General features: G+C 65.6%; 21 protein-coding genes and 1 tRNA gene. 8 read left to right on the top strand and 14 right to left on the bottom strand.

What is annotated here, in order from left to right:
• Nucleotides 1-87: 87 nt before the first annotated feature.
• On the bottom strand, nucleotides 88-372 hold the full coding sequence (locus tag ABIC76_RS07865; RefSeq protein WP_027680419.1) for a hypothetical protein: 285 nt from the start codon (nucleotides 370-372) through the stop codon (nucleotides 88-90).
• A gap of 499 nt (nucleotides 373-871) precedes the next feature.
• On the opposite strand from ABIC76_RS07865, the gene ABIC76_RS07860 reads away from it, so the two are divergent.
• A complete protein-coding gene (locus tag ABIC76_RS07860; RefSeq protein WP_027680420.1) occupies nucleotides 872-2,002 on the top strand; it encodes a porin in 1,131 nt (376 codons plus the stop codon).
• Nucleotides 2,003-2,147: 145 nt separating this feature from the next.
• A complete protein-coding gene (locus ABIC76_RS07855) occupies nucleotides 2,148-3,146 on the top strand; it encodes a Bug family tripartite tricarboxylate transporter substrate binding protein (protein WP_354533600.1) in 999 nt (332 codons plus the stop codon).
• Between the two features lie 6 nt (nucleotides 3,147-3,152).
• Here the strand turns inward: ABIC76_RS07855 and kdpE are convergent, their stop codons facing one another.
• The 4 genes from kdpE to ABIC76_RS07835 form a co-directional block, all read right to left on the bottom strand.
• On the bottom strand, nucleotides 3,153-3,857 hold the full coding sequence (kdpE, locus tag ABIC76_RS07850; protein WP_102063946.1) for a two-component system response regulator KdpE: 705 nt from the start codon (nucleotides 3,855-3,857) through the stop codon (nucleotides 3,153-3,155).
• 71 nt (nucleotides 3,858-3,928) lie between these two features.
• Entirely contained in the window at nucleotides 3,929-4,240 is a 312-nt protein-coding gene (locus tag ABIC76_RS07845; RefSeq protein WP_354533599.1) for a high-potential iron-sulfur protein, read from the bottom strand.
• Between the two features lie 325 nt (nucleotides 4,241-4,565).
• Nucleotides 4,566-5,633 carry a histidinol-phosphate transaminase gene (gene hisC, locus ABIC76_RS07840; RefSeq protein ID WP_354533598.1) on the bottom strand — a complete coding sequence of 356 codons (1,068 nt, stop codon included), beginning with the start codon at nucleotides 5,631-5,633 and terminating at the stop codon, nucleotides 4,566-4,568.
• Nucleotides 5,634-5,796: 163 nt separating this feature from the next.
• Nucleotides 5,797-5,872 (bottom strand) — tRNA-Arg (locus ABIC76_RS07835).
• A gap of 381 nt (nucleotides 5,873-6,253) precedes the next feature.
• Here ABIC76_RS07835 and ABIC76_RS07830 point away from each other — a divergent pair.
• Both ABIC76_RS07830 and ABIC76_RS07825 read left to right on the top strand, forming a co-directional pair.
• Nucleotides 6,254-7,141, top strand: a complete 888-nt coding sequence (locus ABIC76_RS07830; RefSeq protein ID WP_102063948.1) for a c-type cytochrome — start codon at nucleotides 6,254-6,256, stop codon at nucleotides 7,139-7,141.
• Nucleotides 7,142-7,316: 175 nt separating this feature from the next.
• Nucleotides 7,317-7,730 (top strand): surface-adhesin E family protein, encoded by a 414-nt coding sequence (locus tag ABIC76_RS07825; protein ID WP_102063949.1) that lies wholly within the window; start codon nucleotides 7,317-7,319, stop codon nucleotides 7,728-7,730.
• A gap of 16 nt (nucleotides 7,731-7,746) precedes the next feature.
• On the opposite strand, the gene ABIC76_RS07820 is transcribed toward ABIC76_RS07825, so the two are convergent.
• A complete protein-coding gene (locus ABIC76_RS07820; RefSeq protein WP_354533597.1) occupies nucleotides 7,747-8,820 on the bottom strand; it encodes a DUF2993 domain-containing protein in 1,074 nt (357 codons plus the stop codon).
• Complete coding sequence (locus tag ABIC76_RS07815) at nucleotides 8,817-9,974, bottom strand: hypothetical protein (protein WP_354533596.1); 1,158 nt, start codon at nucleotides 9,972-9,974, stop codon at nucleotides 8,817-8,819. Before ABIC76_RS07815 ends, ABIC76_RS07820 begins: the two co-directional genes overlap by 4 nt.
• An 86-nt stretch (nucleotides 9,975-10,060) precedes the next feature.
• Here ABIC76_RS07815 and ABIC76_RS07810 point away from each other — a divergent pair, with 86 nt between their 5' ends.
• Nucleotides 10,061-10,879, top strand: a complete 819-nt coding sequence (locus ABIC76_RS07810; RefSeq protein ID WP_354533595.1) for a MerR family transcriptional regulator — start codon at nucleotides 10,061-10,063, stop codon at nucleotides 10,877-10,879.
• Nucleotides 10,880-10,970: 91 nt separating this feature from the next.
• Here the strand turns inward: ABIC76_RS07810 and ABIC76_RS07805 are convergent, their stop codons facing one another.
• From ABIC76_RS07805 to ABIC76_RS07780, 6 genes are all read right to left on the bottom strand, one after another.
• The gene (locus tag ABIC76_RS07805) at nucleotides 10,971-11,867 is read right to left on the bottom strand and encodes a metal-dependent hydrolase (protein WP_009239703.1); all 897 of its coding nucleotides are present in this window, start codon (nucleotides 11,865-11,867) and stop codon (nucleotides 10,971-10,973) included.
• Complete coding sequence (locus tag ABIC76_RS07800) at nucleotides 11,864-12,886, bottom strand: alpha/beta fold hydrolase (protein ID WP_354533594.1); 1,023 nt, start codon at nucleotides 12,884-12,886, stop codon at nucleotides 11,864-11,866. Before ABIC76_RS07800 ends, ABIC76_RS07805 begins: the two co-directional genes overlap by 4 nt.
• Before the next feature lie 10 nt (nucleotides 12,887-12,896).
• A complete protein-coding gene (locus ABIC76_RS07795) occupies nucleotides 12,897-13,787 on the bottom strand; it encodes an SDR family NAD(P)-dependent oxidoreductase (RefSeq protein ID WP_260798658.1) in 891 nt (296 codons plus the stop codon).
• A 28-nt stretch (nucleotides 13,788-13,815) separates the two neighbouring features.
• Nucleotides 13,816-15,438 (bottom strand): flavin-containing monooxygenase, encoded by a 1,623-nt coding sequence (locus ABIC76_RS07790; RefSeq protein WP_354533593.1) that lies wholly within the window; start codon nucleotides 15,436-15,438, stop codon nucleotides 13,816-13,818.
• A 145-nt stretch (nucleotides 15,439-15,583) separates the two neighbouring features.
• Nucleotides 15,584-19,888 carry an ATP-binding protein gene (locus tag ABIC76_RS07785; protein WP_354533592.1) on the bottom strand — a complete coding sequence of 1,435 codons (4,305 nt, stop codon included), beginning with the start codon at nucleotides 19,886-19,888 and terminating at the stop codon, nucleotides 15,584-15,586.
• A gap of 4 nt (nucleotides 19,889-19,892) precedes the next feature.
• Complete coding sequence (locus ABIC76_RS07780; protein WP_354533591.1) at nucleotides 19,893-20,558, bottom strand: response regulator; 666 nt, start codon at nucleotides 20,556-20,558, stop codon at nucleotides 19,893-19,895.
• Nucleotides 20,559-20,796: 238 nt separating this feature from the next.
• Between ABIC76_RS07780 and ABIC76_RS07775 the strand changes: the two genes are divergently transcribed.
• Nucleotides 20,797-21,945, top strand: coding sequence for a cation diffusion facilitator family transporter (locus ABIC76_RS07775; RefSeq protein WP_354533589.1), 1,149 nt, complete (start codon nucleotides 20,797-20,799; stop codon nucleotides 21,943-21,945).
• Nucleotides 21,946-21,954: 9 nt separating this feature from the next.
• Here the strand turns inward: ABIC76_RS07775 and ABIC76_RS07770 are convergent, their stop codons facing one another.
• Complete coding sequence (locus tag ABIC76_RS07770) at nucleotides 21,955-23,169, bottom strand: hypothetical protein (RefSeq protein ID WP_354533588.1); 1,215 nt, start codon at nucleotides 23,167-23,169, stop codon at nucleotides 21,955-21,957.
• A 272-nt stretch (nucleotides 23,170-23,441) separates the two neighbouring features.
• On the opposite strand from ABIC76_RS07770, the gene ABIC76_RS07765 reads away from it, so the two are divergent.
• The gene (locus tag ABIC76_RS07765) at nucleotides 23,442-23,651 is read left to right on the top strand and encodes a hypothetical protein (protein ID WP_102063960.1); all 210 of its coding nucleotides are present in this window, start codon (nucleotides 23,442-23,444) and stop codon (nucleotides 23,649-23,651) included.
• Nucleotides 23,652-23,694: 43 nt separating this feature from the next.
• The gene (locus ABIC76_RS07760) at nucleotides 23,695-23,922 is read left to right on the top strand and encodes a hypothetical protein (RefSeq protein ID WP_015855793.1); all 228 of its coding nucleotides are present in this window, start codon (nucleotides 23,695-23,697) and stop codon (nucleotides 23,920-23,922) included.
• Nucleotides 23,923-24,145 lie beyond the last annotated feature (223 nt).

The raw sequence follows: 24,145 nt of genomic DNA, 5'->3' as shown, positions 1-24,145 counted from the left end.
GGAAAACGGAGGATGCCTGGAGACCGGCCCGTAACTGACCAATGCGTAACGGCTGCGTGACGAACGCGGTGAATGCCGTTCAGCGCATCAATTCGGAACCGGATACCCGTAGACCGTACCGCCGCCCTCGCGGGCGCGGCCGGCCGGGTCGCTGCGCATGCCTTCCGAATACGGATCGAAGCGGCCTGCGCGCGCGCCTTCTGTATACGTGTCGAAGCGTCCGGTGCGGGCACCGTCGCTGTAGACGTCGAACCGTTCGGCGCGTGCATCCTGCCCGAACACTTCCACGCGGCTGGCCTGCGCCCAAGCGCTGCCCGCCGCGAGGGCCCCGACCGCCAGCATGGCGGCCAATCCCATCTGCTTGAGTCGCATGGCGAACTCCTTCTTCAACTGATTTTCGGTGCTGTTTTTAAGCGTGGTCATTTGATGTCCTGCCACGGTCTACAGCCTAGGTCAGGGGACATACCGTATCCACGGTGGTGCGACGAACGGTTCGTTGTCGGCGCCGAAATGATGCAAGTCAGCGTGAACGGCGCTGAAAAGCGCGCCAATGGCGTAACGCGTCCTGCAATCCCCCAACCTTTTTGTCTAATCAAGAGATGGGGTGAAAGCCGGCGCTCGGCGTTGATGCACCACAGCAGGGCGTCACGAGCCGGCAAGCCTTGCCATAGGCCGATTTGGTGCAGTGCATTAAGAGCGATGCGCGCTTACCACACTTGGTAGAACGATTCCGTGAATTGCTTTGCCGCGCATATGGGCTTTTGTTAAATTTGCGCGGCACTTCCGACACGGAAGTTAAGGAAACGGAGGAGCCCAACCTCATGCACACGGGGTCGGGCGGTTTGAGACAACTCTTTTATTACGAGCCCACATGAAAAAGTCTGCCATTCTGGTTGCAGTTGGCGCCCTGTTCGCAGGTTCTGCCTACGCCCAATCGAGCGTGACGCTGTACGGTATTGTCGATACCAGCATTCACTACATCAACAACGCCAACCAAGCTGGCAACAGCGTGACCCAGATGGAAAGCGGTGCTGTGTCGAACAGCCGCTGGGGCCTGAAGGGCTCGGAAGACCTGGGTGGCGGCAACAAGGCACTGTTCGTGCTGGAAAGCGGCTTCAACTCCGACTCGGGCCGCATGAGCAGCACCGGTACGCTGTTCAACCGTCAATCGTTCGTGGGTCTGTCGAACAAGGACCTGGGCACCATCACCCTGGGCCGTCAATACAACTTCGGCTTCACGACGGGCGGCAACTTCGACCCGCTGGGCGTGGGTAACTACGACGGCAACTCGTGGATGTACTACGGCCTGACCGGTCTGCGTGAATCGAACATGCTGAAGTACGAAGGCAAGTGGAACGGCCTGTCGGTCGGCCTGGCCTACGGCTTTGGCGAAGTGGCTGGCGCTGCTAGCCAGAACTCGTACGTTGGCGGCACGGTGGCCTATGAATTCGGCCCGGCCTACATCGGCGCATTCGCACAGCAGCACAAGGACGTTGCTGGCAACAAGCAAACCGTTTGGGGTATCGGTGGTAACTACACCATCGCTGCAGCCAAGCTGTTCGCAGGCTACATCGACAGCAGCGACGCCACGGGTTGCGTGAACAGCTCGGCTAACTGCGTCGGCGGCAGCGCCTTCGGCCTGAATATCTACGGCAACGCCACCTCGGGCGCTGGCCTGACCCCGGGCGCCACGAAGCGTCGTGACCACGTCGGCATCCTGGGCGTGACGTACAACATCACCCCGGCCCTGGCTCTGACCGGCGCGTTCTACTACGACAGCATCAAGAACGCCGCTCTGACCGCCGGCAACGACGGCAAGCGCTACACCGGCGTGCTGCTGGCCGAGTACGCCCTGTCCAAGCGCACGCAAGTGTACGGCACGGTCGACTACAACAAGGTCAAGGACGCAGCTCTGCCGGAACTGTCGGGTGGCGGCAACGCAACCGGCGTTGGCAAGTCGAACCAGACGAGCGTTGGCGTGGGTATCCGCCACATCTTCTAATCGACACTGTCACGCGATTGGGAATGGAAAAGGCGCCTTCGGGCGCCTTTTCTTTTGCCTGCTGTTTTTGTACGTCGCCAGGGCGAGCTTGCCTGGGCATCGGCCTACAATGTTCCTTTCCGTTTCTCCCCCCTGACATTGCGCCATGACTTCCGCACGTACCGCCCGCCGTCGTCTGATTGCTTCTGCCGTGCTGCTGTGCGCCGGCCTGCCGCTGCTGGCCACCGTGCCTGCCCAGGCGCAGGACTATCCGGCCAAGCCGATCCGCATCATCGTCGCGTATCCGACTGGTGGCATTTCCGACAACGTGGCGCGTGCGCTGGGTGAAAAGCTGTCGGCGCAACTGGGCCAGCCGGTGGTGGTGGAAAACCGCGCCGGTGCCGGCGGCAGCATCGGCATGGACGCCGTAGCCAAGTCGGCGCCCGATGGCTACACGCTGGGCTTCTCGTCGGTCAGCCCCCTCACGCTCAACCCGCATTTCGGCAAACTGCCGTATGACCCGCAGAAAGACATCGCGCCCGTGGCCAACGTCATGTACGCACCGATGATCCTGCTGGGCACGCCGTCGTTCACCGGCAAGAGCTTTGCCGACATGCTGAGCCAGTCCCGCACCAAGCCGGGTTCGATCCGCTGGTCGACATCGGGCCTCGGTACGGTGGGGCATCTCGCGCTGGAGCAGATCAAGTCGCAGGCGCGCGTGGATATCACGCTCATCCCGTACAAGGGCGGCGGCCAGCAATTGACGGATGCGCTGGGCGGCCAGGTGGAAGTCATGTCGACCAACGTCGGTCCGACCTTGATGCAACACATCACCAGCGGCAAGCTGCGCCCGTTGGCGGTGGGTGCGCCGCACCGGCTCGACGCGCTGCCGAATGTGCCGACCTTCACCGAACTCGGTTACGCCAAGGCGAACATGGCCTCGACCTTCGGCGTGTTCGCGCCCGCCAAGACGCCAGCCCCCGTGATTGCCCGATTGAACGCCGAGATCAACAAGGCGCTGGCCGCGCCCGATCTGCGCGAGCGCCTCACGCAGGCCGCCGTGGTGCCGGCGGGCGGCACAGCCGAGCAGTTTGCCGCGGCCATTCGCGCCGAATACGACAGCAACGGCCGCATCGTGCGCGCCGCCGGCATCAAGGAGCATTGAACCGGCTTATGCGGTGAAGCGGTACCCGACGCCGACTTCGGTCAGCAGGTGTTCGGGCCGCGCGGGGTCGCGCTCCAGCTTGTGGCGCAGATGGCCCATGTAGATGCGCAGATAGTGGCTGCTGTCGGAATGCGCGGGGCCCCAGACTTCGCGCAGCAGCTCGCGGTGCGTCATCACGGTGCCGCGTCGGCCGAGCAGCACCGCCAGCAGCCGGTATTCGATCGGGGTGAGATGCACCGCCTCGCCGTTGCGGCTCACCAGGCGGCGCGCCAGGTCCACTTCCACCTCGGCGAAGCGGATGACGCTGCCGCCATCTTCGCCGCGCTTGGCGTGCCGCCGCAGCAGCACGCGCAGGCGCGCAACCAGCTCGCCCACGCCGAAGGGTTTGGTCAGGTAATCATCCGCCCCCGCATCGAGCGCCTCGATCTTGTCGCGCTCATCCACGCGCGCCGAAAGCACGAGCACCGGCACTTCCGTCCAGGTGCGCAGCTCGCGAATCAGCTGCATGCCATCGCCATCGGGCAGCCCCAGATCGAGGATCACCGCGTCCGGCTGACGTGTGCCCGCTTCGATCAGGCCACGCTCGACGCGGTCGGCTTCATGGACTTCGCAGCCTTCCTCCTCCAGTGCGGCGCGCACGAAGCGTCGGATGTGCGGTTCGTCGTCGATGACGAGGACGGTGGGCGTGAATGTGAACGGCATGGCACGCATTGTAGAGCGAGTGCCCATGAAAAAACGGACCCCGCAGAGTCCGTTTTTTCATGGGTGCGATACCGCTTCGCTCAGGCTTTTTTGGCCCAGGCGCTGCACCAGCCCTTGTTGGCGACGTCCTTGCCGGCGAACAGCGGACAACCGCCTTGCGCAGCCGCACCGCCTTGGTACAGGGCGCAGTTGCCGCAGTGCTGATCCGGCGTGTGCTTCTGGAACTTTGCCTTGTCGGCCTTGGTGGTGTCAGCCACGTAGCCCAGCGCCTTGGCTTGCGGGTCGCTTTCCGCCACCATCGGTGCAGCCAGTGCCAGGTCCGACATCGACATGACGGCGCCCGCGGCGGCCACGATGGGGATGCTCTTCAGGAATTGACGACGATTGGACATGCTGATTCCTTTTGTGGGAGTGTGTTGTGTGGCGTCCCGTGCCGCCCGCGCAGTGCTCAGGCTCGCCCTAGGGGACAGCGGACGGCGTCGGCGCGCCGTTTACCCGCTCGTGCATTCTGGCACAGCAATTGGCCGCCGGCATCTGCGTACGGTCAATGTTCCCCATACCTGCGCGCAGTAATCGCTGACTTTCGCGGCCCTCCATCCACATCGCGCCCTGCCGCGCATGCACCGTGTGGTCGGGGCCTGCAGCCACCGGCGTGGGGCGCTGTCCACCGAACGGCGGGCGGACCCCGGTGGCAATTTGCCGCAGACGCCCACGTACTTATTTCAGCAGTCCCCGCAGCGCATTTAAGAATGCGTCGCATTCATCGTCGGTGCCCACGGTAATGCGCAGGTGCTGGTCAATGCGTGCGAGCTTGAAATGGCGCACGAAGATGGCCTGCTCTTTCAGGCGCGCCGCCAGTGTGGCCGCATCGTAGGCCGGATGCCGCGCGAAGACGAAGTTCGCCATCGACGGCACGACTTCGAACCCGAGGGACTGCAGCGATTGCGTCAACCGCGTGCGGCTCGCCATCACGCGTGCGCACGTGGCGCGGAAGTACGCATCGTCTTCGTAAGCCGCTTGCGCCGCGGCCTGCGCGAGCCGATCCAGCGGGTACGAATTGAAGCTGTCCTTCACGCGGTTGAGCGCTTCGATGAGCGCCGCGTGCCCGAACGCAAAGCCCACGCGCATGCCCGCCAGCGAGCGCGACTTCGACGTCGTGTGCACCACGAGCAGATTCGGATAGCGGTCGATGAGCGCAATGGCAGACTCGGCCCCGAAATCGACATAGGCCTCATCCACCACGACCACCGACGACGGATTCGCGGCGACGATCCGTTCGATTTCTGCCAGCGGCAGCGCGTGGCCGGTCGGCGCGTTCGGGTTCGGGAACAGCACGCCGCCCGCGTCGCCAAGATAGTCATCGGCGCGGATGGAGAAGTCGTCCGCCAGCGGCACCACTTCGCACTGCACGCCGTACAGCCGCGCGTAGGTCGGATAGAAGCTGTACGAAATGTCGGGAAAGCGCAGCGGCTTGTCGTGCTTGAGCAGCGCGTGGAAGACGTGCGCCAAGACTTCGTCCGACCCGTTGCCCGCAAAGACCTGCTCGGGCTTGAGGCCGACCTGCGCGGCGACGGTCTCGCGCAGCCGCCGCGACAGCGGATCGGGATAGCGACGCAGGCTGTCGCCTGACGCTCCCAGCTCCGCAGAGATGGCCGCTACCACGCGCGGCGACGGCGGGTATGGGTTTTCGTTCGTATTCAGCTTGATGGGCCGCGCGATGGCCGGCTGCTCGCCGGGGACGTAAGGCACCAGCTGCTGAACGATATCGCTCCAGTAACGGCTCACGGTTCGACTCCTGATGGGGGATTGTCAGCGTGCCCGCTGCGCGATCGAGAAATCGATATGGCAGGGAGCAGGAATGGTTCGAAAACAGGCAAACCGCCACGTCGCGGCAGAAGCGCGGTTCTGGCAGGGAAAGCCGTGCAGGGTTGGGTGAATCTTTGATGTGTGGCGCGCCCGGCTGGGATCGAACCAGCAACCCCTGCCTTCGGAGGGCAGTACTCTATCCATTGAGCTACGGGCGCATATCGGCACAGAACGTACCGAAAGAGAAGCCCCGCAGGATAGCGCATTTGGGCGAAACCGTCCATCGGCCGCCCGTGAACGGCCCGGTACGGGGCGTGCTGCTGCAACGTTTCGTTGGGTTTTTGACGCAGGTCGAAAAGCGGCGCCTAGGGCTGTCCCGCGTGTCAAAGGCCCAGGCATTGCGGATATAATCGCGCGTTATTTGCCAGAAGAAAGACGGGGACAGGTCTGTCTGGGCCGACGCGGCGACTCAATCGCCATGGTCTTCCTGCCCTCATCGCGATCCAATGCGGCCCCCACGCTCTGCCGGCGATGCTCGTGACCTTGCCGGCGGCGCTCCGAGGGCTCCAAGAGCGGTTCCACCATCCTGAGAGTTGAGCATGAGCGACGCGCAACACGACGAACACGAGCCTCTGATCAAGACCCCCAAGCAGCTGATCATCGCGGTGATCGCCGCCTTTGCCGTTCCCATCCTCATCATCATCCTGCTGGCCAATTACGTTGGCCTGGGCGCCAAGGAAGGCGCGGGCGGCTCCGGCATGTCGGAAGAGGCCGTCAACGATCGCATCAAGCCGGTTGCGCAACTCGAACTGAAAGATCCCAACGCACCGCGCGTCTACAAGACGGGCGAGCAGCTCTATAAGGAAGTCTGCGCGACCTGCCACGCGGCAGGCGTGGCTGGCGCGCCCAAGTTTGGCGATGCGGCCAGCTGGGGCCCGCGCCTGTCGCAGGGCCTGGATGGCCTGACGAAGGTGGCGCTGGCCGGCAAGGGTGGCATGCCCGCACGCGGCGGCACGTCCCCGGATGATGTGAGCGACTATGAAATCGAGCGCGCCATCGTCTACATGGCCAACTCCGCGGGCGGCAAGCTGCAGGAACCGGCCGCCCCGGCCGGCGCGGGCGCAGCACCGGCTCAGGCAGCGGCACCGGAAGCATCGGCCCCGGCGGCTGCACAGGCTCCGGCCGCTGCTGCACCGGCACCTGCTGCGGCGGCACCGGCCGCGCCTGCCGCACCGCAAGCAGCTGCAGGCGAGGTTGGCAAGAAGGTTTACGATTCGACGTGCCAGATGTGCCACGCCGCTGGTGTGGCCGGCGCGCCGAAGTTTGGCGACAAGGCCGCCTGGGCGCCGCGCATTGCCGAGGGCAAGGCCAAGATGTACGACATCGCGCTGCACGGCAAGGGCGCAATGCCGCCCAAGGGTACGTATGCCGGGTCCGACGACGACGTGAAAGCCGCCGTCGACTACATGGCCGCCGCTGCCAAGTAAGCCGTCCCGCATCCCCGAAGAAGCCCGCCCCGTGCGGGCTTTTTTGTTGTCTGCCGGGGCAGCGGCGCACCCCGGGGCATGCCGTTTGCTACGTCCAGCTTGATGTGCGGAGAACGATGCAGTGGTGCTGCCACGCCGCACATACGTCTGTGCAATCAGGCAAACGGAGGTTGTGATGCGAACGGAACGAACGACGCTGATCTGCTGGGTGGCTGCTGCGCTGGCAATGGGCAGCTCGATGGCCATGGCGGCCGACAACTGGGTCAAGCTGGCCCCGCTGGCCAACAACAGCGGCTCGCTCTATCTGGACAAGGACTCCATCGAGCGCAACGCGGATGGCACCGTGCGCGCCACGACGCGCGACGCCTATGACGCGCCGCGCAAGCTCTCAGACGGCAAGGCGTATCAGTACGATACGCGCACGTCCGTCTACGACTGCAAGGAGGGGCGCATTCTGCCGGTCAGTGCGCTGATCCAGGATAGCCAGCACGGCACAGTGCTCACCAAGACCATCGACGGCCCCCGCTGGGAGGCCGTCGTGCCGCGCTCAGAGGGCGAGGCGATCCTGCGCGCCGTCTGCCAAAAGTAGTGCGCTGACGATGGCGTCACTGGACGGCCGCCGCCGGCGCGAGGTCGACGCGCAGCGTGCCGTCCGCGTCCATGCGCGTGGTGCCGCGCGCGGCGGCCTCGCGGTAGTGGTACAGATCGAAGCGCAGCGGCCCACGCGTTGACGTATCGGTCACGAGAATGCGGCTGTTGGCCACCAGCACGTTGTACATCTTCAGGTCGCCGGACTGGATCCAGATGCGGCTGGCGGCGTCGGTTGGCGCAGGCGCGCACATGGCGGGCGCGGGGCCGAAGCCGAGCACCAGCCCGTCGGGCGTGACACGCGCCGTCTTCATCTGACCGATCAGGCGCGGCGGCGGAAACACTGTGTGTTGGTCCAGCACCATATCGTTGCCGTCGAGCTTGGCGCCGGGGCGGTTGAGCGGCGCAAGCTGCGACAGCTCCAGGCCCATCCCTTTGAGCAGCGCCAGGGTCTGGATGCCCATCACGCGTGCCTCGGTGGGCGTGTAGACAAGGTAACGCGATTCCTTGAGCGCCAACGTGCCGCGCATGCCGAACGGCAGCCACACGCCAGGAAAGTGATTGCGCAGCTTGAGCCCGCCCGACACGTCGAGCACGCCGTCGCCGGGTGTGAGCGACAGCGCGTTGAGCGAGCGCGGCGAATAGTCGAGCAGATACCGGTTGAACAGCGCGTCGAGCGACTCCTTGGGCACCGTCACTTCGCCGCCGAGGATGCGGATGTCGAACTGGCCCGGGTCGTCCATGTCGACGGGCTGCCCCGGCTTGTGCGCCACGAGCTGCGCGGTCAGTTGATGCACGTGGAAACCGATGTCGCCGGTGATGCGGAAATCCACATCGCGCATCTGCACGACGGGCGGTGCGGTGCCGGAATCGCGCGCGGCGGCCGGGCCGCTGGCGTTGGGCGCGCCCGAGGACGGGTCGCAGCGCTGTGCCCATTGCTGGCGCACCGTGGTCAACTCCTTGCGTTGGGCGTTGGCCATTGGCGGCTCCGCGGCGCGTGCGAGCGCGCTGGCCAGAAGGCCGGTCAGGCCGAGCGTCACCAACGCCAGGCGCAACATCACAGCGGCGAAAGCAAAGGCGGGGGCGATCATGGCGCGGTCCTCTTGGCGAGTTGCAGGGCAGGCTTGCTCGTCTTGGCAACCGCAGTGGCCTTGGCGGCCTTGGCGGTGGCGAGGGTGTCGAACGACGGCATCAGCACGCGAATGCCGCCATCCGGCGAAAAGCGCAGCGACCCCGCCACGAGCTGATCGCGATAGCGGTACAGATTGAAGACGAAAGGCTTGGCCGGGTCGGCCACGACGATATCGATGCGCGCGTTCATCGGCATCGAGCGCATGAAGCGGATGTCGCCGCCGCGGAAGAGGATGTATGGGCGCTGCGCGTCGGCGGCATTGGCCAGCGGCGGCATCTGCGGGTTGCCATCGCCGATCTGCATGAGGAGCCCGTCGCGCGTGACGCGGATGGCGGAGAGCTTCAAATCCAGCGCGGGCGGCGGAAACAGCTTGGGCACCTGCATGACGATTTCGCTGCCGGCCAATTGCACGGCGGGCGTCGATACCGGCAGCAGATCGGCCAGTTCGATATGCGCCGCGCCCATCAGCGCGCCGGCGTCTTGCCCGCGTACCTTGACCACGTTGGGGCGGAACACGATGGTCTGCGGATCGCGCAGTACCAGCGGGCCGCGCAGCTCGATCGGCACCCACGCGCCGCGCCGGCGCATCTCGGCACGCATGTCGAGCGTGCCGTCGTCGAGCGCGAAGCTGAAGCCGCGCAGCGGCGGATCTTGGCCCGGCCCGCGCGCAAACACCACGGTGTTGAACAGCGCGGCCATGCTCTCGGCCGTGACGCGCACCGAACCGCTCACGGGCTGCAGCGTGTACGACGACACATCGTCGAGCCACACCGGGTCGCCCGGTGCACGCGGCACCATGCGCAGCGCGAGCTGATCGACCAGAAAGCCCACGCCGCCATCGAAACGAAAATCGACATGACGCAGATACGAGATCGCATCGGGCTGGCCCGAATCGCGCAGCGTGGCGGGCCGCACCTCGCGCGTGGCGAGATTGCCCGACTGGAATGGCGCCCGCGCCTGCGCGCGTGCATCTTCCAGCTGCTTGGCTTTGTCGGCTTCGATGGCGCCGTGCCCGTCGCCCGCGGTGGCGCAACTCTGCAGCAGCAGTGCCGCCGCCAGCGCGCCCGCAGCCCGCAGCGCGCTATTTCGATGACGCATCATCAAGTCCCACATCGACGGTCTCCTCGTCGTGAGAAACGCACCGGAAACGTTCCGGTCACCGACGCGGTCTGTCGCCGCGCTCGTGTAGAATTTTTTGCATGCCTGCCCGCAAACCAACCGGCGACGCCGGTCCGCCTGCCACTCCGCCCGCCCGCGAGTTCACCATCGACGAACTCGCGCGCGCGGCTGAAACCACTGTCCGCAACGTTCGCTCGTATCAGGACCGCGGCCTGATCGATCCGCCCGAGCGGCGCGGTCGCGTGGGCATCTACACGCAGGCGCATCTGGGGCGGCTCAAGCTCATCAACCACCTGCTCGGGCGCGGCTACACGCTCTCCAACATCCAGGAGCTGCTCAAGGCCATCGTCGAAGGCCATGACCTGCGCTCCATCCTCGGGCTCGAATCGGCCATCGCCAGCCCGTGGTCGGACGAGTCGCCCAAGCATTACTCGCTCCTCGCGCTTGCCAAGCTGTTCGGCCGCGCCATGTCGCGTCAGGCGCTGGCGCGGGCCATCTCGCTGGGCCTGCTTGAACCCGATGGCCTCGGCTATCTGGCGCGCAGCCCGAAAGCGCTGCTGGCCGGCGCGCAGATGGCAAAGGCCGGTTTCCCGCTCATCGAAGTGCTCGACATCATCGAGCGTGCCCGGCCGCATACGCAGGCGGTGGCCGACGATCTTGTCTCCATGGTCGTGCGCGAACTCGACAAATACGGCAGCGACCTGCCGCCGGTCGAAGACGTGCCGCGTCTGGTCGACGTGATCTGGCGCATCCGTCCGCTGGCGCTGGTGGCGGTTGAGGCCGAGCTGATGCGCGCGCTTGAGACGGCCGCCAACAAATACCTGGGCGACCGCGTGGCGCAGGTCATCGAGCACATGCATGAACCGCCGGGCAGCACGCCCGGGCCGGACAAAGGCTAGTGTCTCCGGCGCGCCCATGCGTGGGGCGCGCCTTATCTATTTCTAGTTTGATCCCGATACGACGGGTGCTGCAGGCGTTTTGAATGCCTGCTCAAGATCCGGCTGCACCCGCGGTCGACAGCTTGCGGCGGATCGACGGCGACGGCGCTTCGCCGTTCGCTGCCGCATAGGCTTCGATTTCCGAGATCAGCTTGGGCAGGCGTTCAAGTGCGTCACGGTTGTCTTCATCCCACGGGTGGAATGAGGGCCGGAAGAAGTCGAAGAATTCCGGGATGATCTTGCGCAGCGGCGCCGGGTGAATCCACAGGAAATGGAACGCCTTACCGAGGCCGAGGAATTTGTGCTTGACGGTGCGGTCCGCAAAGATCAGCCGCAAATGCACGTAAAACACCATCGCCCAGAAGGTCACGGTCGTCACCAACATCGTCAGCGTGCGCGTGAGGTAGCGGCCCACGCCCGGCTTGATGGCGAGGTTCCATACGTCGTAGCTGACGGCCTTGTGCTCGGTCTCTTCCATGGCGTGCCACAGCCAGACCTGGCGATAGCCGGGTTCCGAATTGCGGCCCAGGCCATCTTCATGTGAGAGCACCTGACCGGCCAGCATGGCGGTGTAGTGCTCGAGCGCCACGGTCACGGCCAACTGGTGCGACTTGGGCGTGTACTTCCGCAGCACGTTCAGGAACTTGCCGATGAAGCGGTCGATGCGCGTGGCAGGCAGGCCGGCGCGATCGAGCAGATCGTTGTACAGCACGTGTTCGCGTGTGTGCATGGCTTCCTGCCCGATGAAACCTGCCACGGCCTGCTTGAGTTCGGGATCGGTCACCAGATGGCGGTAGTTGCGCACGCTGTCCATGAAGAAGCGCTCTCCGGTCGGGAAGAAGATCGACAGCGCGTTCAGGAAGTGGGTCACGTGCGGGCCTCGCTCGTGCCAGTTGCTGATGCGATCAGCCGGCAGGTGAGGATGCACGTCGCGACGGACTGGCATCATGGGCGGTTCTCCTGGAATGTGGTTTCTGAAAGGCGCGTCGATGCGCGCCCCTGATCGAGGAATGCACAGAGGTCGGTCCCCACGCGTACGGGGTCTTCCTCCATCGGGATATGGCCGAGCGCCGGATACATGCGCAGCGTGGCGCCGGGAATGCGGCGGGCGAATTCGCCGGCATGCGCGGGCGGGATCCACCGGTCGCGCTGGCCCCAGAGGATGAGCGTGGGCACTCGGATCGAGGCCAGCCCGCTGGTATCGACATCGTCAAAGCGGAACTTCGGCACCATCTTGCCGATGGCCTGTCGTGCACCGTCGGCATAGAAGAAATCGGCGTAGCGGCGCAGCGTGGGTTCGGACACGCGCGACGGGTCGCCATACACATCGCGCGTGGCGGCGCGGATGATCCCCTCGGGCAGCATCCACGGCGACGTCATCCGCACGCCAACGTGATTGAACAGATCGATGTAGATCGGCAGCTTCATCGGGAAGCCGGCGGAGTCGATCAGCACGAGCTTCTCGACGCGGCCCGGGTGCCGCACGGCAAAATCCCACGACACCATGCCGCCCAGCGAATTGCCAATCAGCGTGAGTTTCGACAGGCCCAGCGTGTCGACAAACGCGTCGATGAAGTCGCGGTACAGCGGCAGCTCCATCGTGCGCGGGCGGCCCTGTGCATCGCGCAGCGGGCCGGTGATGCCGAACGGCGGCAGGTCGAGCCGGATCACGCGGTAGCGCCGCGTGAGCTGGGGCAGCACGCCGTCCCACGTATGCAGCGACGCGCCAAAACCATGGATCAGCAGCAACGTGCCTTCAGAGTTGGCAGCGCCTTCGTCGGTGTAATGCACGCGCGTGCCCATCAACGGCAGGTAGCGCGATTGCGGCTTGGCGTAGCGTGCGATCAGCACATCGCGGCCGATGCTGCGCAGGCCGATGCGGCCGGGGCGCAGCATGGCGCGTGCAACGTTGAGCAGGTTCGCGCGCGGGGGGCTGGCGAACAATTCTCCGGTGGTGGCCGTGTTCATCGGCGGCCTCCTACTTTGCGCGGGCGGTGGCCGGCGCCGTATCGTCGCGCAGCGCCTTCTTGCGCGTGCGGCGGGCTTCGCGCACGACCAGCGCCTGGTAGGCGGCCGGCAGCAAGCGGGCCATCACATCGGCGGCGTGGGCGTCGGGGCCGATCAGCACGCGGCGCTTGTTCTTGCGCACGCCGTCCAGGATCACCTCCGCGGCCTTGTCCGCCGAGGTGATGAAGAATTTCTCGAACTCGGCCTTGCCCTGCTGTTCGTCGCGCACCAGGAAGCCGTTCATGCTCGGCGAGACGCGGCTCGACTTGGCAATGTTGGTCTTGATGCCGCCCGGGTGGACGCACGTGGCCGACACGCCGCAGTTCATCAGGTCCAGTTCCTGGCGCAGCGCCTCGGTGTAGCCGCGCACGGCGTACTTGCTGGCGTTGTAGGCGCCCATGCCCGGCTGCGCGAAGATGCCGAAGATGCTCGACGTGTTGATGATGTGGCCATTGCCCGTCGCCTTGAGCAGCGGCAGGAACGCCTTGGTACCGTGCACGACGCCCCAGAAGTTGATGTTCATGATCCAGGCCAGCTCGTCGTCTTCCATGCCTTCGATCGTGCTGGACAGCGCCACGCCCGCGTTGTTGAAGATCAGGTTGACCTTGCCGTGCGCAGCGGCCGCTTCTTCGGCCCAGCGGTACACCGCGCCGCGGTCGGCCACGTCGACGGCATGCGTGGTCACGCGGATGCGGTCGCCTTCATGCGCACGCACCAGTTGCAGCGTCTGCGCGAGCGCCGCTTCGTTGCGATCGGCCAAGGCGAGGTGACAGCCTTCGCGCGCCAGCTGCAGCGCCAGCGAGCGGCCCATGCCCGACGCGGCGCCGGTGATGGCGGCAACCTGGTTGTTGAATGACTTCATGGCGTGGTCTCCGTGGGGCTGACGCGCGTCAGACGCGGTCGAGCGCTTCTTCGTTGGGGGTGTTTTGGGCGGCCGGCACTGTGCGGGCGGGCACGCGCAGCGGCACACCCTTCGGTACGGTCATCGGACGCGTGCGGTAATCGGCCAGCCGGAAATGCGCCGTCGCACGGCGGAACTGCCACGTGAATCCCGGCCACAGCGTCGTGTTCTTGCCGGTCTTCGGATCGAGGTACCAGCTCACGCAACCGCCCGCAGACCAGATCGCATTCGACAGCCGCTTCTGGATGCCGTCGTTGAAGCGGCGCTGCACGTCCGGGCGTACGTCGATGGCGGCCACGTTATGCGCGCGCATCGACTTGAGGGCGTCGACGATGTACGCCACCTGCGACTCGATCATGAACACCATCGACGAGTGGCCGAGCCCCGTGTTCGGGCCCACCACCATGAAGAAATTCGGAAAGCCCGACACGGTGGTGCCCAGGTAAGCCTCGGCGCCGTGCTTGTCCCACATGTCGACAATGTCCACGCCCTGGCTGCCGAGCAGCACGCCGCGCGGGAACGGGTCCGTTGCGTGAAAGCCCGTGCCGAAGATCAGGCAATCGACTTCGCGCCGCGTGCCGTCAGTGGTGACGATGGCGTTGGGCTCGACGCGTGCGATGCCCGAGGTGATCACGTCGACGTTGTCTCGCGTGAGCGCCGGGTAATAGTCGTTCGAAATAAGGATGCGCTTGCAGCCGATGGTGTAGTTGGGCGTCACCTTCTCGCGCAGCACGGGGTCGGCAATGCGGCGCTTGATGTGGCCGCGCGCCATGCGCTCCACCGCCTTCATCAGCTTCGGGTGGATCACAAAGCCCAGCACGCGCGACTCCAGCATCCAGTAGATGCCGGTACGCATGAGTTTTTGCGTGAACGGCAGGTGGCGGAACAGCCAATGCTCGGCGCGCGAGACCTTGCGGTCGGGCTTGGGCAGGATCCACGGCGGCGTGCGCTGATACAGGTCGAGACGGCCGACCTTCGGCGCAATCTGCGGCACGAACTGGATGGCCGACGCGCCGGTGCCGATCACGGCGACGCGCTTGCCGCGCAGGTCGTAATCGTGTTCCCAGAGCTGCGAGTGGAAGGCTTTGCCCTGGAAGGTCTCGATGCCGGGAATGTTCGGCCAGGCCGGACGGCTCAGGCCGCCCATGCCGGAGATCAGCGTGCGGGCACGGTAGCGGCGGCCGTCGGCCATTTCCAGGTTCCACACGCCTGCAGCGTCGTCGAACGCCGCGCGCGCCAGCTCGTGATGGAAGCGCACATGCGGGCGCACGCCAAATTCATCGGTGCAGCGCTCCAGATACGCGCGGATTTCCGGTTGCGGCGAATACATGCGCGACCAGTCCGGATTGGGTGCGAACGAAAACGAATACAGGTGCGATTGCACATCGCACGCGCAGCCGGGGTAATGGTTGTCGCGCCACGTGCCCCCGACGGAGCCCGCCTTCTCGAAGACGAGGAAGTTGTCGATGCCGTGCTGCTTGAGCTGGATCGCCATGCCCAGGCCGGCAAAGCCCGTCCCGATGATGGCGGCATCGATCAGGGGCGGGGCGTCAGCGCTGTGCGGGGCCGATGCAAAGGCGTCGGCGCGCGGGAAGTCGGTCCGTGCGTTCACGTGGTGTCTCCGTGGGCACCACATGGGCGCCTCTTAATGTGACATTGGTCGATGTCATCGTAGGAGGCTGCCCTGACCGAGTCAATCGGCCGATTGGAACGGTTCATCTAAAAGCGGCGCATGCACCGCTTGAAACGCTTTTCCCTTATGAATCCGTCACTTGCGTGCGGTGCACAACGTCGGCGGCGCTGGATTTGAAGGCGCACAGCAGCCCGTTTATGTGCGCCAAAAGCTTCATCATGCGTGCCCCGGCAGTGCGGATGTCGTTCGCATTGCCGTCCTGCACGGCATCGCGGAAGCCTTCCGCTACGGCATCCACGCCCGGGTTGTGCAGCAGCGCAAGGGCACCCCCGGTGCGATGGGCCCAACGGCGCAGCGCCGCACGGTCCATCGCCTCCAGCAGCGGCTGGAGGCGCTCGGCGTCATCGGCCAGCGACGATAGGAAGACCTGCGCCAAACCGACCGCGGCCGGGTCCGTCCCAAGGGCGGCGTGCAGGTCGTCGAGCGAGAGGGTGGGCGGCTCCTCCTCGGCCGCGCCGGCGCCAGCGGGAGCGTCAGCGCTCCACAGCGCAGACAGCGCTTCCTGCAGCGTCGCGAGCGTGGTCGGTTTCAGCAGGCTCGCGTCCATGCCGACGGCGCGGCAGCGTGCGTGCTCCTCGGCCAGCGTCGTTGCCGTGATGGCGATGATCGGCAGGCGAGGGCCGTCGCCCTCTTCGTGGCGGATATGCCGCGCCAGATCGAAGCCGTCCATGCGCGGCATGTGGCAATCCGTGAGCAACGCGTCGAAACGGTGTTCGCGCAGACGTTCGAGCGCGACCACGCCATCTTCCGCCAGCGTTACGCGATACCCCAGCAGGCGGAGTTGCTTGGCGATCAGTTCGCGGTTGATCGGATGATCCTCGGCCACGAGGATATGTGCACCGGGTGCTTCAGCAGGCGCGGCGGCCGGCGGTGTGTGGGCCGCCACGGAGGCCACGTGCGCATGCCCGGCTCGACGCAGCGCGTGCTCGCACGCCCGCACGAATGCGTGCCAGTTCAGCGGATTGACGCTCAGCGCGTTGCCCGGTTCGTCGTAGCCGGCATCGGAGGTGATACGGACCGCGCGACCCTGCGCCTGGGCCGTCGCGGTGAGGAGAATGTCTGCGTCGGCGGCGGCTGCGGGCTGCAGCCCGGCGGCGATCGCCAACTGCGTGAGGTTGTGCCGTACGGCCGCATCTTGCACGTCGATGGCAACGCTGTGCCCCGCCAGCTGCGGCAACGCATACCGCGCCTCCAGCACGGGCACGGCCAGCCGCAGCGTGACGGCCGTCCCGTGCCCCGGGGCGCTTTCCATGACCAGTTCGCCGCCCATCAGGCCGGCGAGCTGACGAGAGATCGCCAGGCCCAGGCCGGTGCCGCCGTAGCGCCGCGTGGTCGAGCGCTCGGCCTGCACGAACGGCGCGAACAGCGTGGCCTGCACCGCCGGCGAGATCCCGATGCCCGTATCCGTGACGGAGATGACGAGATGCGCCGTGTCGTCGGTGACGCGCGCGCATTCTGCTGAAAGGCGCACGCTTCCGGTGTCGGTGAACTTGATGGCGTTCGACAGCAGGTTGAACAGGATCTGGCGTAGACGAATGCTGTCGACCGAGACGCTGGCCGGCACGTCGGCGGCGACAGTCACATGCACCGCCAGCGATTTTTCGTGTGCGCGGCTCGCCAGCAAGCCTACCGTGCCGTCAAAGACCTCGCGCAGGTCAGTGGCCGCCGGCGAGATGTCCAGACGCCCCGCCTCGACCTTTGCGTAATCGAGGATGTCATCGAGGATATGCAGCAGCGCGCGCCCCGAATCCTGCACCAGCGAGACCATTTGCTTCTGCTCGCCCTCGAGCTTCGTCTGCTGCAGCAGTTCGACCAGGCCCAGCACACCGTTCATGGGCGTGCGGATTTCGTGGCTCATCATGGCCAGGAAGCGGTCCTTCGCGTGCAGGGCCGATTCCGCTGCGTTCTTGGCGGCCTCCAGCGCGTCGGCCTGCTCGCGCTCCGTGGTGACGTCGCTCAGGTAGCCGTTCCAGACCGTGCGGCCGTCCGGCTCGCGGTGCGGGATCGAACGTGCGTGCAACCAGCGCACCGTGCCGTCTTCGCAGACGTGGCGGAATTGCTGGTCGAACGGTGTCAGTTGCTGCGCCGAGACGAGCACCGTGTCGATCATGCGTTGCCGGTCGTCCTCATGAATCAGCCGTGCAGGCGTGGACAGGTAGTCCAGCAGATCCTGAGGCTGCGCACCCAGCGTTTCGTGCGCCTTGCCGGCCACGTAGGTGATGCGCCCCTGCGTCTGACCGGGCACCAGTTCGAACTGGTAGACCAGCGCCGGCAGCGACTCGGTCACCTCCCGCAGGCGCTGCTCAAGGCGTTCGGCGCGCGCCTGCGCTTCGCGGATCTCGCTGATGTCGACCAGCGAGGCGACGGTCCCCGCGGGTTGTCCATCCGGCAGGTGGAACGGCTCGATCCAGTACAGCACATTGCGCGATTGGCCATCCGGCGTGTCGATGACGAGTTCTTCGCGCGTGCTTTCGCTGGTCTGCACGGCGCGCTGGTTGATCCCGGATAACGGCGACGCATCGCTGACCGAATACAGCCCGAGTTCCTGCGCCGTACGGCCGAGCAAGGAGGCACGCGTCCGGCCGAACATGTTGCAGAACGCCGCATTCACGGCCACGTAACGGTGGCCCGCGTCTTCCGCCACCAGCGGAAACGGCACGGCTTCCATCAGCGCGCGCTGGAAGCTCAACTGACGCGCGAGGGTTTCTTCGGCGCAGCGGCGCTGATGATTTTCGCGGCGCAGCTGCATCTGCTTGATGAAGAGCGCCACGAGTGCGGCCAGCACCAGCGCCGCCACCGGTCCGAACTTGCCCAGCACGGCCGACGCTGATGGACCGAGCTGGTAGCTGACCGACAGCCACTTGTTGCGGATGCTGACCTGCTCGCCTTCGGGCATGGCGAACAGCGCGCGGTTGATCAGTGGCACCAGCCTGGCGTATCGCGCCGACACGCCCAGACCGATGCTCTCGATCCTGTTGGCCGAACCGGTGACCTTCAGCTCCCCGGGGAAATGATGGCGGATCAGCGCGTCGGCCACCGGCAGATTGATGATGGTGAAATCGGCTTTGCCAGCAGACACCATGGACAACGCATCGTTGACGGATCCCGCGGGCAGGATGCGTATCTTCGGTACGTTTTCCTTCAGCCGGCTGGTCAGCGTGTCGCTGGTCGGCAGGGCGACCGTCCTGCCGGAAAGCTCGTGCAGCGCGGCCACCGTGAGCGCATCGTTGCGCCCGACGATCACCAGCGGTGTGGCGTCGATGGGCTGCGTGAGCGTAAAACCGGCGGGGCGAGCATCCTGGTCCGACATGCCGAGCAAGATGTCGACCTCGCCATCGCGCGCCTTGTCGAGCGCGTCGGCCCAGTCACGCACGGCGACGCGCTCGAAGTGCACGCCCAGCGTTCGCGAGAGGAAGTTCTGGTATTCCGGGAAGATGCCGAGCAGCCCGCCGCCCGTGTCGTCAAAGGTGTACGGCATGTAGTCCGGGTCGGCCGCGTACCGCAACGGCGGCAGCGAGGCCAGCATGGCGCGCTCGTCGTCAGACAATTGCAGTGCCACGGTCGACGCACCCCCTTGTGTGATCCAACGGGCGCGAAGTTGGCTCATGGTGGTGTCGGGCAATTGCGCGAGATGGCGATCCAGGTGACGAATCAGCATCGCGTGATTCCGTGGCGCGGCAAAATGGAGCGCATCGACCTGCTGGTTTGCCAGCTGCACGATCGATAGCCCCCGGTAGCGCGGCCGCGCCATCAATTCCCGGGTGGGGTACGTTATGCCAACGTAGACGTCGACCGTCTCGTGCAACACGGCATCCAAAGCATCGGCAGCGGTGGGCGTGCTCATCAATACGATGTTCGGGTATTGCCGGGCCAGCTCCTGCTCGAGTGAAGAGCCTTGCTCCACGGCAATGCGAACACCGGCCCCGAAGGGGTTCTGCGCTATCTCGGCGTTTTCCGTGCGCGCGACCACAGCGGTGGGGCGTTCCAGATACGGCGCCGAATATTCCAGGCAATGGTCGTATTGAGAACGTGGCGCCACGCTCATGATGATGTCGACATCGCCGCGGCATGCTGCATTGAGAAGTTCGTCGCGCCGACCGAATACGCGAGGGACCACCCGCACTTGATCGTGCGGTAGCAACTGCATGAGGAGATCGCCCGAGAAACCACTGAGCCGGTCCGCTTCGATTCCCTCCAGCGGCATCATTGTGTTACCGATGACGCCCACGATGAGCATCGGAGGAAAGCGGGCGAATCGATACGCCCGCCCTTGCACGGCGTCGTCGGCGTCCTTTTGCCGTGCGTCGCCCCACCACACGAGAATGGCGGCACAGACGAGGGCGCAGACCGCGAATACAGAACGCCTCATCCGATCACGCCTCGCCGGTGCCCAGCAGCCCGTGGCGCACGGCAAAGTCGAAGAGCGCCGCCTCGGTGCCGAGTTCGAGCTTGCGCATGGCCGTCTGCTTTTGCGCGCTGATCGTCTTGACGCTGCGGTTGAGCTGCACGGCAATCTCGCTGACCGTCTTGCCGGTCACGTACATGCGCAGCACTTCCAACTCGCGCTTGCCGAGCTTGTTGATCGGGTCGTCGGTGGGAAGCGGTTCGAGCGTGCGGCGGATCAGCTTGGCATCGAGTTGCGGCGAAAGGTAGATGCGGTCGGTCACCGCCGCCAGCATGCCTTCGAGGATGTGTCGCGGCTCGTCGGATTTGCTGACGATGACTTTGATACCCGCGCGCAGGATGTTGCTCACCAGGACGCGGGTCTCCAGCATGGTGAGCACCATCACGCGCAGATCGGGGTGGCGGCGTGCGAGAAATTCGAGCAGAAAGATGCCGTCGCCATAGCGGCTGCTGGGCATGGCGTAGTCGGTGATGGCGAGGTCGCAGCGCACGCGGCCCAGCACGGCAAGCAACTCATCGGCGTTGCCGGCTTCACCCACCACCTCGAACCCTTCGACCGACGATACGAGATGCCGCACGGCCGCCACCACGCCGGGGTGGTCATCTGCAATGACGAGTTGAATGGGGGCTTGCATGTCGACGTGTCTCCAGCGTGTAACGTGCGGCAACGTGTTTGCCGCATTGCTGAGAATCGCCGATGCGGAAAACAGAGAACATCGGAAAAGTCTTATTAATGCGCCTCGATCTGCGCTCTTCTGGTGCAAATTTGTCGCAGCGCGTTGCGATCGTGGCCATCGGTTCGAACCGAATCGGCGCGTCACTGCGTGGCACAATGTTCGCGATGTCTTTCCCCGCCTCAGCACGCCGATTTCCATGACGCCCACATCCCCGACAACCCTGTCTGCGGCCGCACGCCAGCAGAGCGCCGAACGCTCCACGCTGGTGAGCGCGGGCGTCAATTGCCTGCTCTCGGCGGGGCAGATCACGGCGGGGCTCTGGTCACATTCGCAGGGTCTGGTGGCCGACGGGCTGCATACGCTGTCGGATTTGATCGCCGACGGCATCGTCTTCATTGCCAACCGCAACAGCCACAAGGGGCCGGATGAAGATCATCAGTACGGCCACGCGCGCTACGAGAACGCCGCGTCGCTGGGGCTGGGCCTGCTGCTGGTCGGGGCGGGCGCCGGCATGATCTGGGCGGCCGCGGAGAGCCTGCGCTCGCCGCAGGGGCCGGCGCCCGTGCATGGGCTGGCGCTGGTAGTGGCGCTGATCGCACTGGCCGCCAAGGAGGGGCTGTTCCGCTACATGCTGGCCGTTGCCAAGCGCATCAACTCACGCATGCTGATTGCGAATGCGTGGCATGCGCGTTCCGATGCGGTGTCGTCGTTGGTGGCGGCCGTCGGCGTGGCGGGCAACCTGATGGGTTACCACTGGCTCGACCCCGTGGCCGCCTGCGTCGTCGGGCTGATGATCGGCCGTGTGGGTGTGCGTTTCGGCTGGGAAGCGCTCAATGACCTGATGGACCGCGCTTTGCCGCCCGCGCAGGTGGAGGCCATTCGCGCCAGCCTCGAAGCCACGCCGGGCGTGATCAACGTGCACGACCTGCGCACGCGCGTGACCGGAGACCAGGCATTGGTGGACGCGCATATCGAGGTGGATCCGCGCGTCTCCGTGAGCGAGGGCCATGCGATTGCCGTGCGGGCGCGCACCAACGCGCTGAAGGCGCATACGGCCATGGCCGTGCTCGACGTGCAGATTCACGTCGACCCGCGCGAGCACATCGCGACCGATCCCGTACCGCTGCCCGACCGCGACGCGCTGCACGCCGTGCTGGCACAACTGCTGCCGCCCGGCACGCCGCTCGACGCACGCCATTGCGTGCTGCATTACGTCGATGGGGCGGTGGAGGTCGACCTGGTCTTGCCACCGGCGCTGGCCGGCGAACTCGCCCGCATTGCCGATGCCATCCACGCGCGGTGGGATGGTCTCGTTCGCCTGCGCGTGCTTGTTACCGACGCTTGAGCTTTCGCGCTAGCGGCATTGATCGACCGCATTGGCAGGCTGCGTTTTCGCAGGGTCGAAGTGCAGCTGCTCCAACCCCTTTTCCGTCAGCGACATCCAGTCGATTGCGCCCGACGTGCGCAGCAAACCGGTGCTGCCCACCGGACGCCATTGCACGCGCTTGCCGTCGGTATTCAGCAGCGTGGCCGATAGCGTGAGCGAATCCGGCCCCGCCTGCAGTTGCAGCAGGCGGCCATCGGCGGCGGGCGTATAGGCGGTGTTCTGGTTGACGGTGATGCCCGCTTCGCGCACCGTTGCCGGCATGCACGGAATGGACGCACGCACCTTGCCCGTGGTGTCGATCAAATCGGCAAAGCCGTTGCCTTTGGCCACGCCCACCAGCAGGTACCGCTCGATCGCCGGCATCCACGTGACGTTGTAGGTGTAGTACTGCAGATGCTTGTGCAGCAGCTGCTCGCCCGTCACGCGTCCGCTGACCGGGTCAAAGACGGCGATCTTCAGATTGGCTTCGGTCTCGCCCGGCACGAATTGCTGCCAGGCCAGCAGCGCGTTGGTGCTCCCGCCTGCCACCATGGGCCACCATTCGCGCCGGCCATCGGCAACATCGACGTTGTGCAGGCGGCGTCCGCGCCCGTCGTAGACCTTCAGGTAGACACCGTTGCCGCTGCCGAGGTTGTCGACGCCGCCGCCGGTGACCCAGCCGTCGGAATAGAACACCACGAAGCGGTCGCCCACGGCCGTGATGTGGCCGGAGTGCCCACCGGATTCCACCTGTTGCGGATACGGCTTGATGGGCCGCAGCGCGGCGTCGTAGATGCCGAAGCGCTGGTTCACGTTTTCCGGCGCATTCCAGCCGTCTTCAAACGACACCATCACCTGGCCGGCGCGGTTGCGGGCCACCGTCACGGGCTCCTGCGCTTCGGGCTTCTGGATGAAGATGCGCGGGGCATCGAGCACGCCCGTGTCGGCATGCCACTGCGCGACATAGACATCGTGCGGCCAGCTTCCGCTGCGATCGGCGCCGCGCGGCGGCAGGCCCGAGCTGCTGAAGAACACGTTGAAAGTGTTGGCCGTTGCGCCCGGCACTGCGCCGATGCCATGCATGTATTGACGCGGGTCGGGCGCGCCGGCCGTGGCCACGGCGGGCGCGGCAAGCGCGCACGCAAGGGCCAGCACGGTACGGCGCAGCAGAGACAGTCGAGACACGTGACGTTCCATCTTCATCGTTAGCTAGGTGGCGGTTTCAGAACCGAATTGGGCCACAGGCACCCGCTGAAGTTGCTGCGCGAATGGGGGAGCCCGTTTGGCGGAGTCGCCGCCGTGGCACCCCGTCCGGGGTACCCGGTTTACCCCCCGCCGAGGCAATCAAGTTTCAGTTCCGTGTGCCGTTCTTCACAAGCAAGAGCGGAACCCATTCCGCCAATCCCTTCCCAGCGCGGCCAGAGTGGGCACAAGCCCGCCACCCACCGCGCCAGAACCGACCCGACGAGAACAACATGACCCAGCGACTCGACGCCCGATGGCGAAGCGAAGTGACGGAGGCTCTACGTACCGTGGAGGCGCAGTTCGGCGTGGCACCGCAAAGCCTGCCGCGCGACGCGCTGATCGCGGCCCTGACCGATGCGATCTGGGCACAGCGTGCCGCCTATGCGCAGGTGCGCCGGACGCTGGTTGCGTGTCCTGAGCTGGCAGACGAATCGATGTAACGGCGTGCCCGGTGCCGCCGCTGTTTTTCAAGAAGGTGATGTGATGCGGTACTGCGGTTCGCTGGATCTGGACCATCTGCTGCGCCAGCCGTTTGGCCTCCTGGGCCGCCTGGTGCGCGATGAAGACTCGGGGCAGCCCCTGCCTCCGGTGGAAGTGGCCGCGCGCGCGGTGTTGCTGCGCGCTGCGGGCTACGAGGTGATGCCCACCTGTGGGCACCATGACCGACGTGGCTTCTGTCTCGGCCATGCGGACCGGATCATCGGGATGTAGGCGCCGCGCCTACGACGCATGCGCCACGTGCGCGCAGCCTTGCGCACACGCTGTTGCGAACGCGCATCAGGGGTCGTAAAAACGGTGCGCGCGCGTGGTGCCTGAAGCACCTGTAAAGCGTTGACTGGCGCACCTTTGCAGGCAATCCGTTGCCAAAAAGCAAACGGTAAAAATGACTTACATTCCGGTCCTTTTTCGGCCCATGGTTCTGGTGCATCCTGAA

Origin of the sequence: Ralstonia sp. 1138, assembly GCF_040544795.1 — a bacterium.
Classification (GTDB): Bacteria; Pseudomonadota; Gammaproteobacteria; order Burkholderiales; family Burkholderiaceae; genus Ralstonia; species Ralstonia flatus.
The sequence above is the reverse complement of the archived record's forward strand: the minus strand, read 5'-3'. Positions and strand labels throughout refer to the sequence as shown.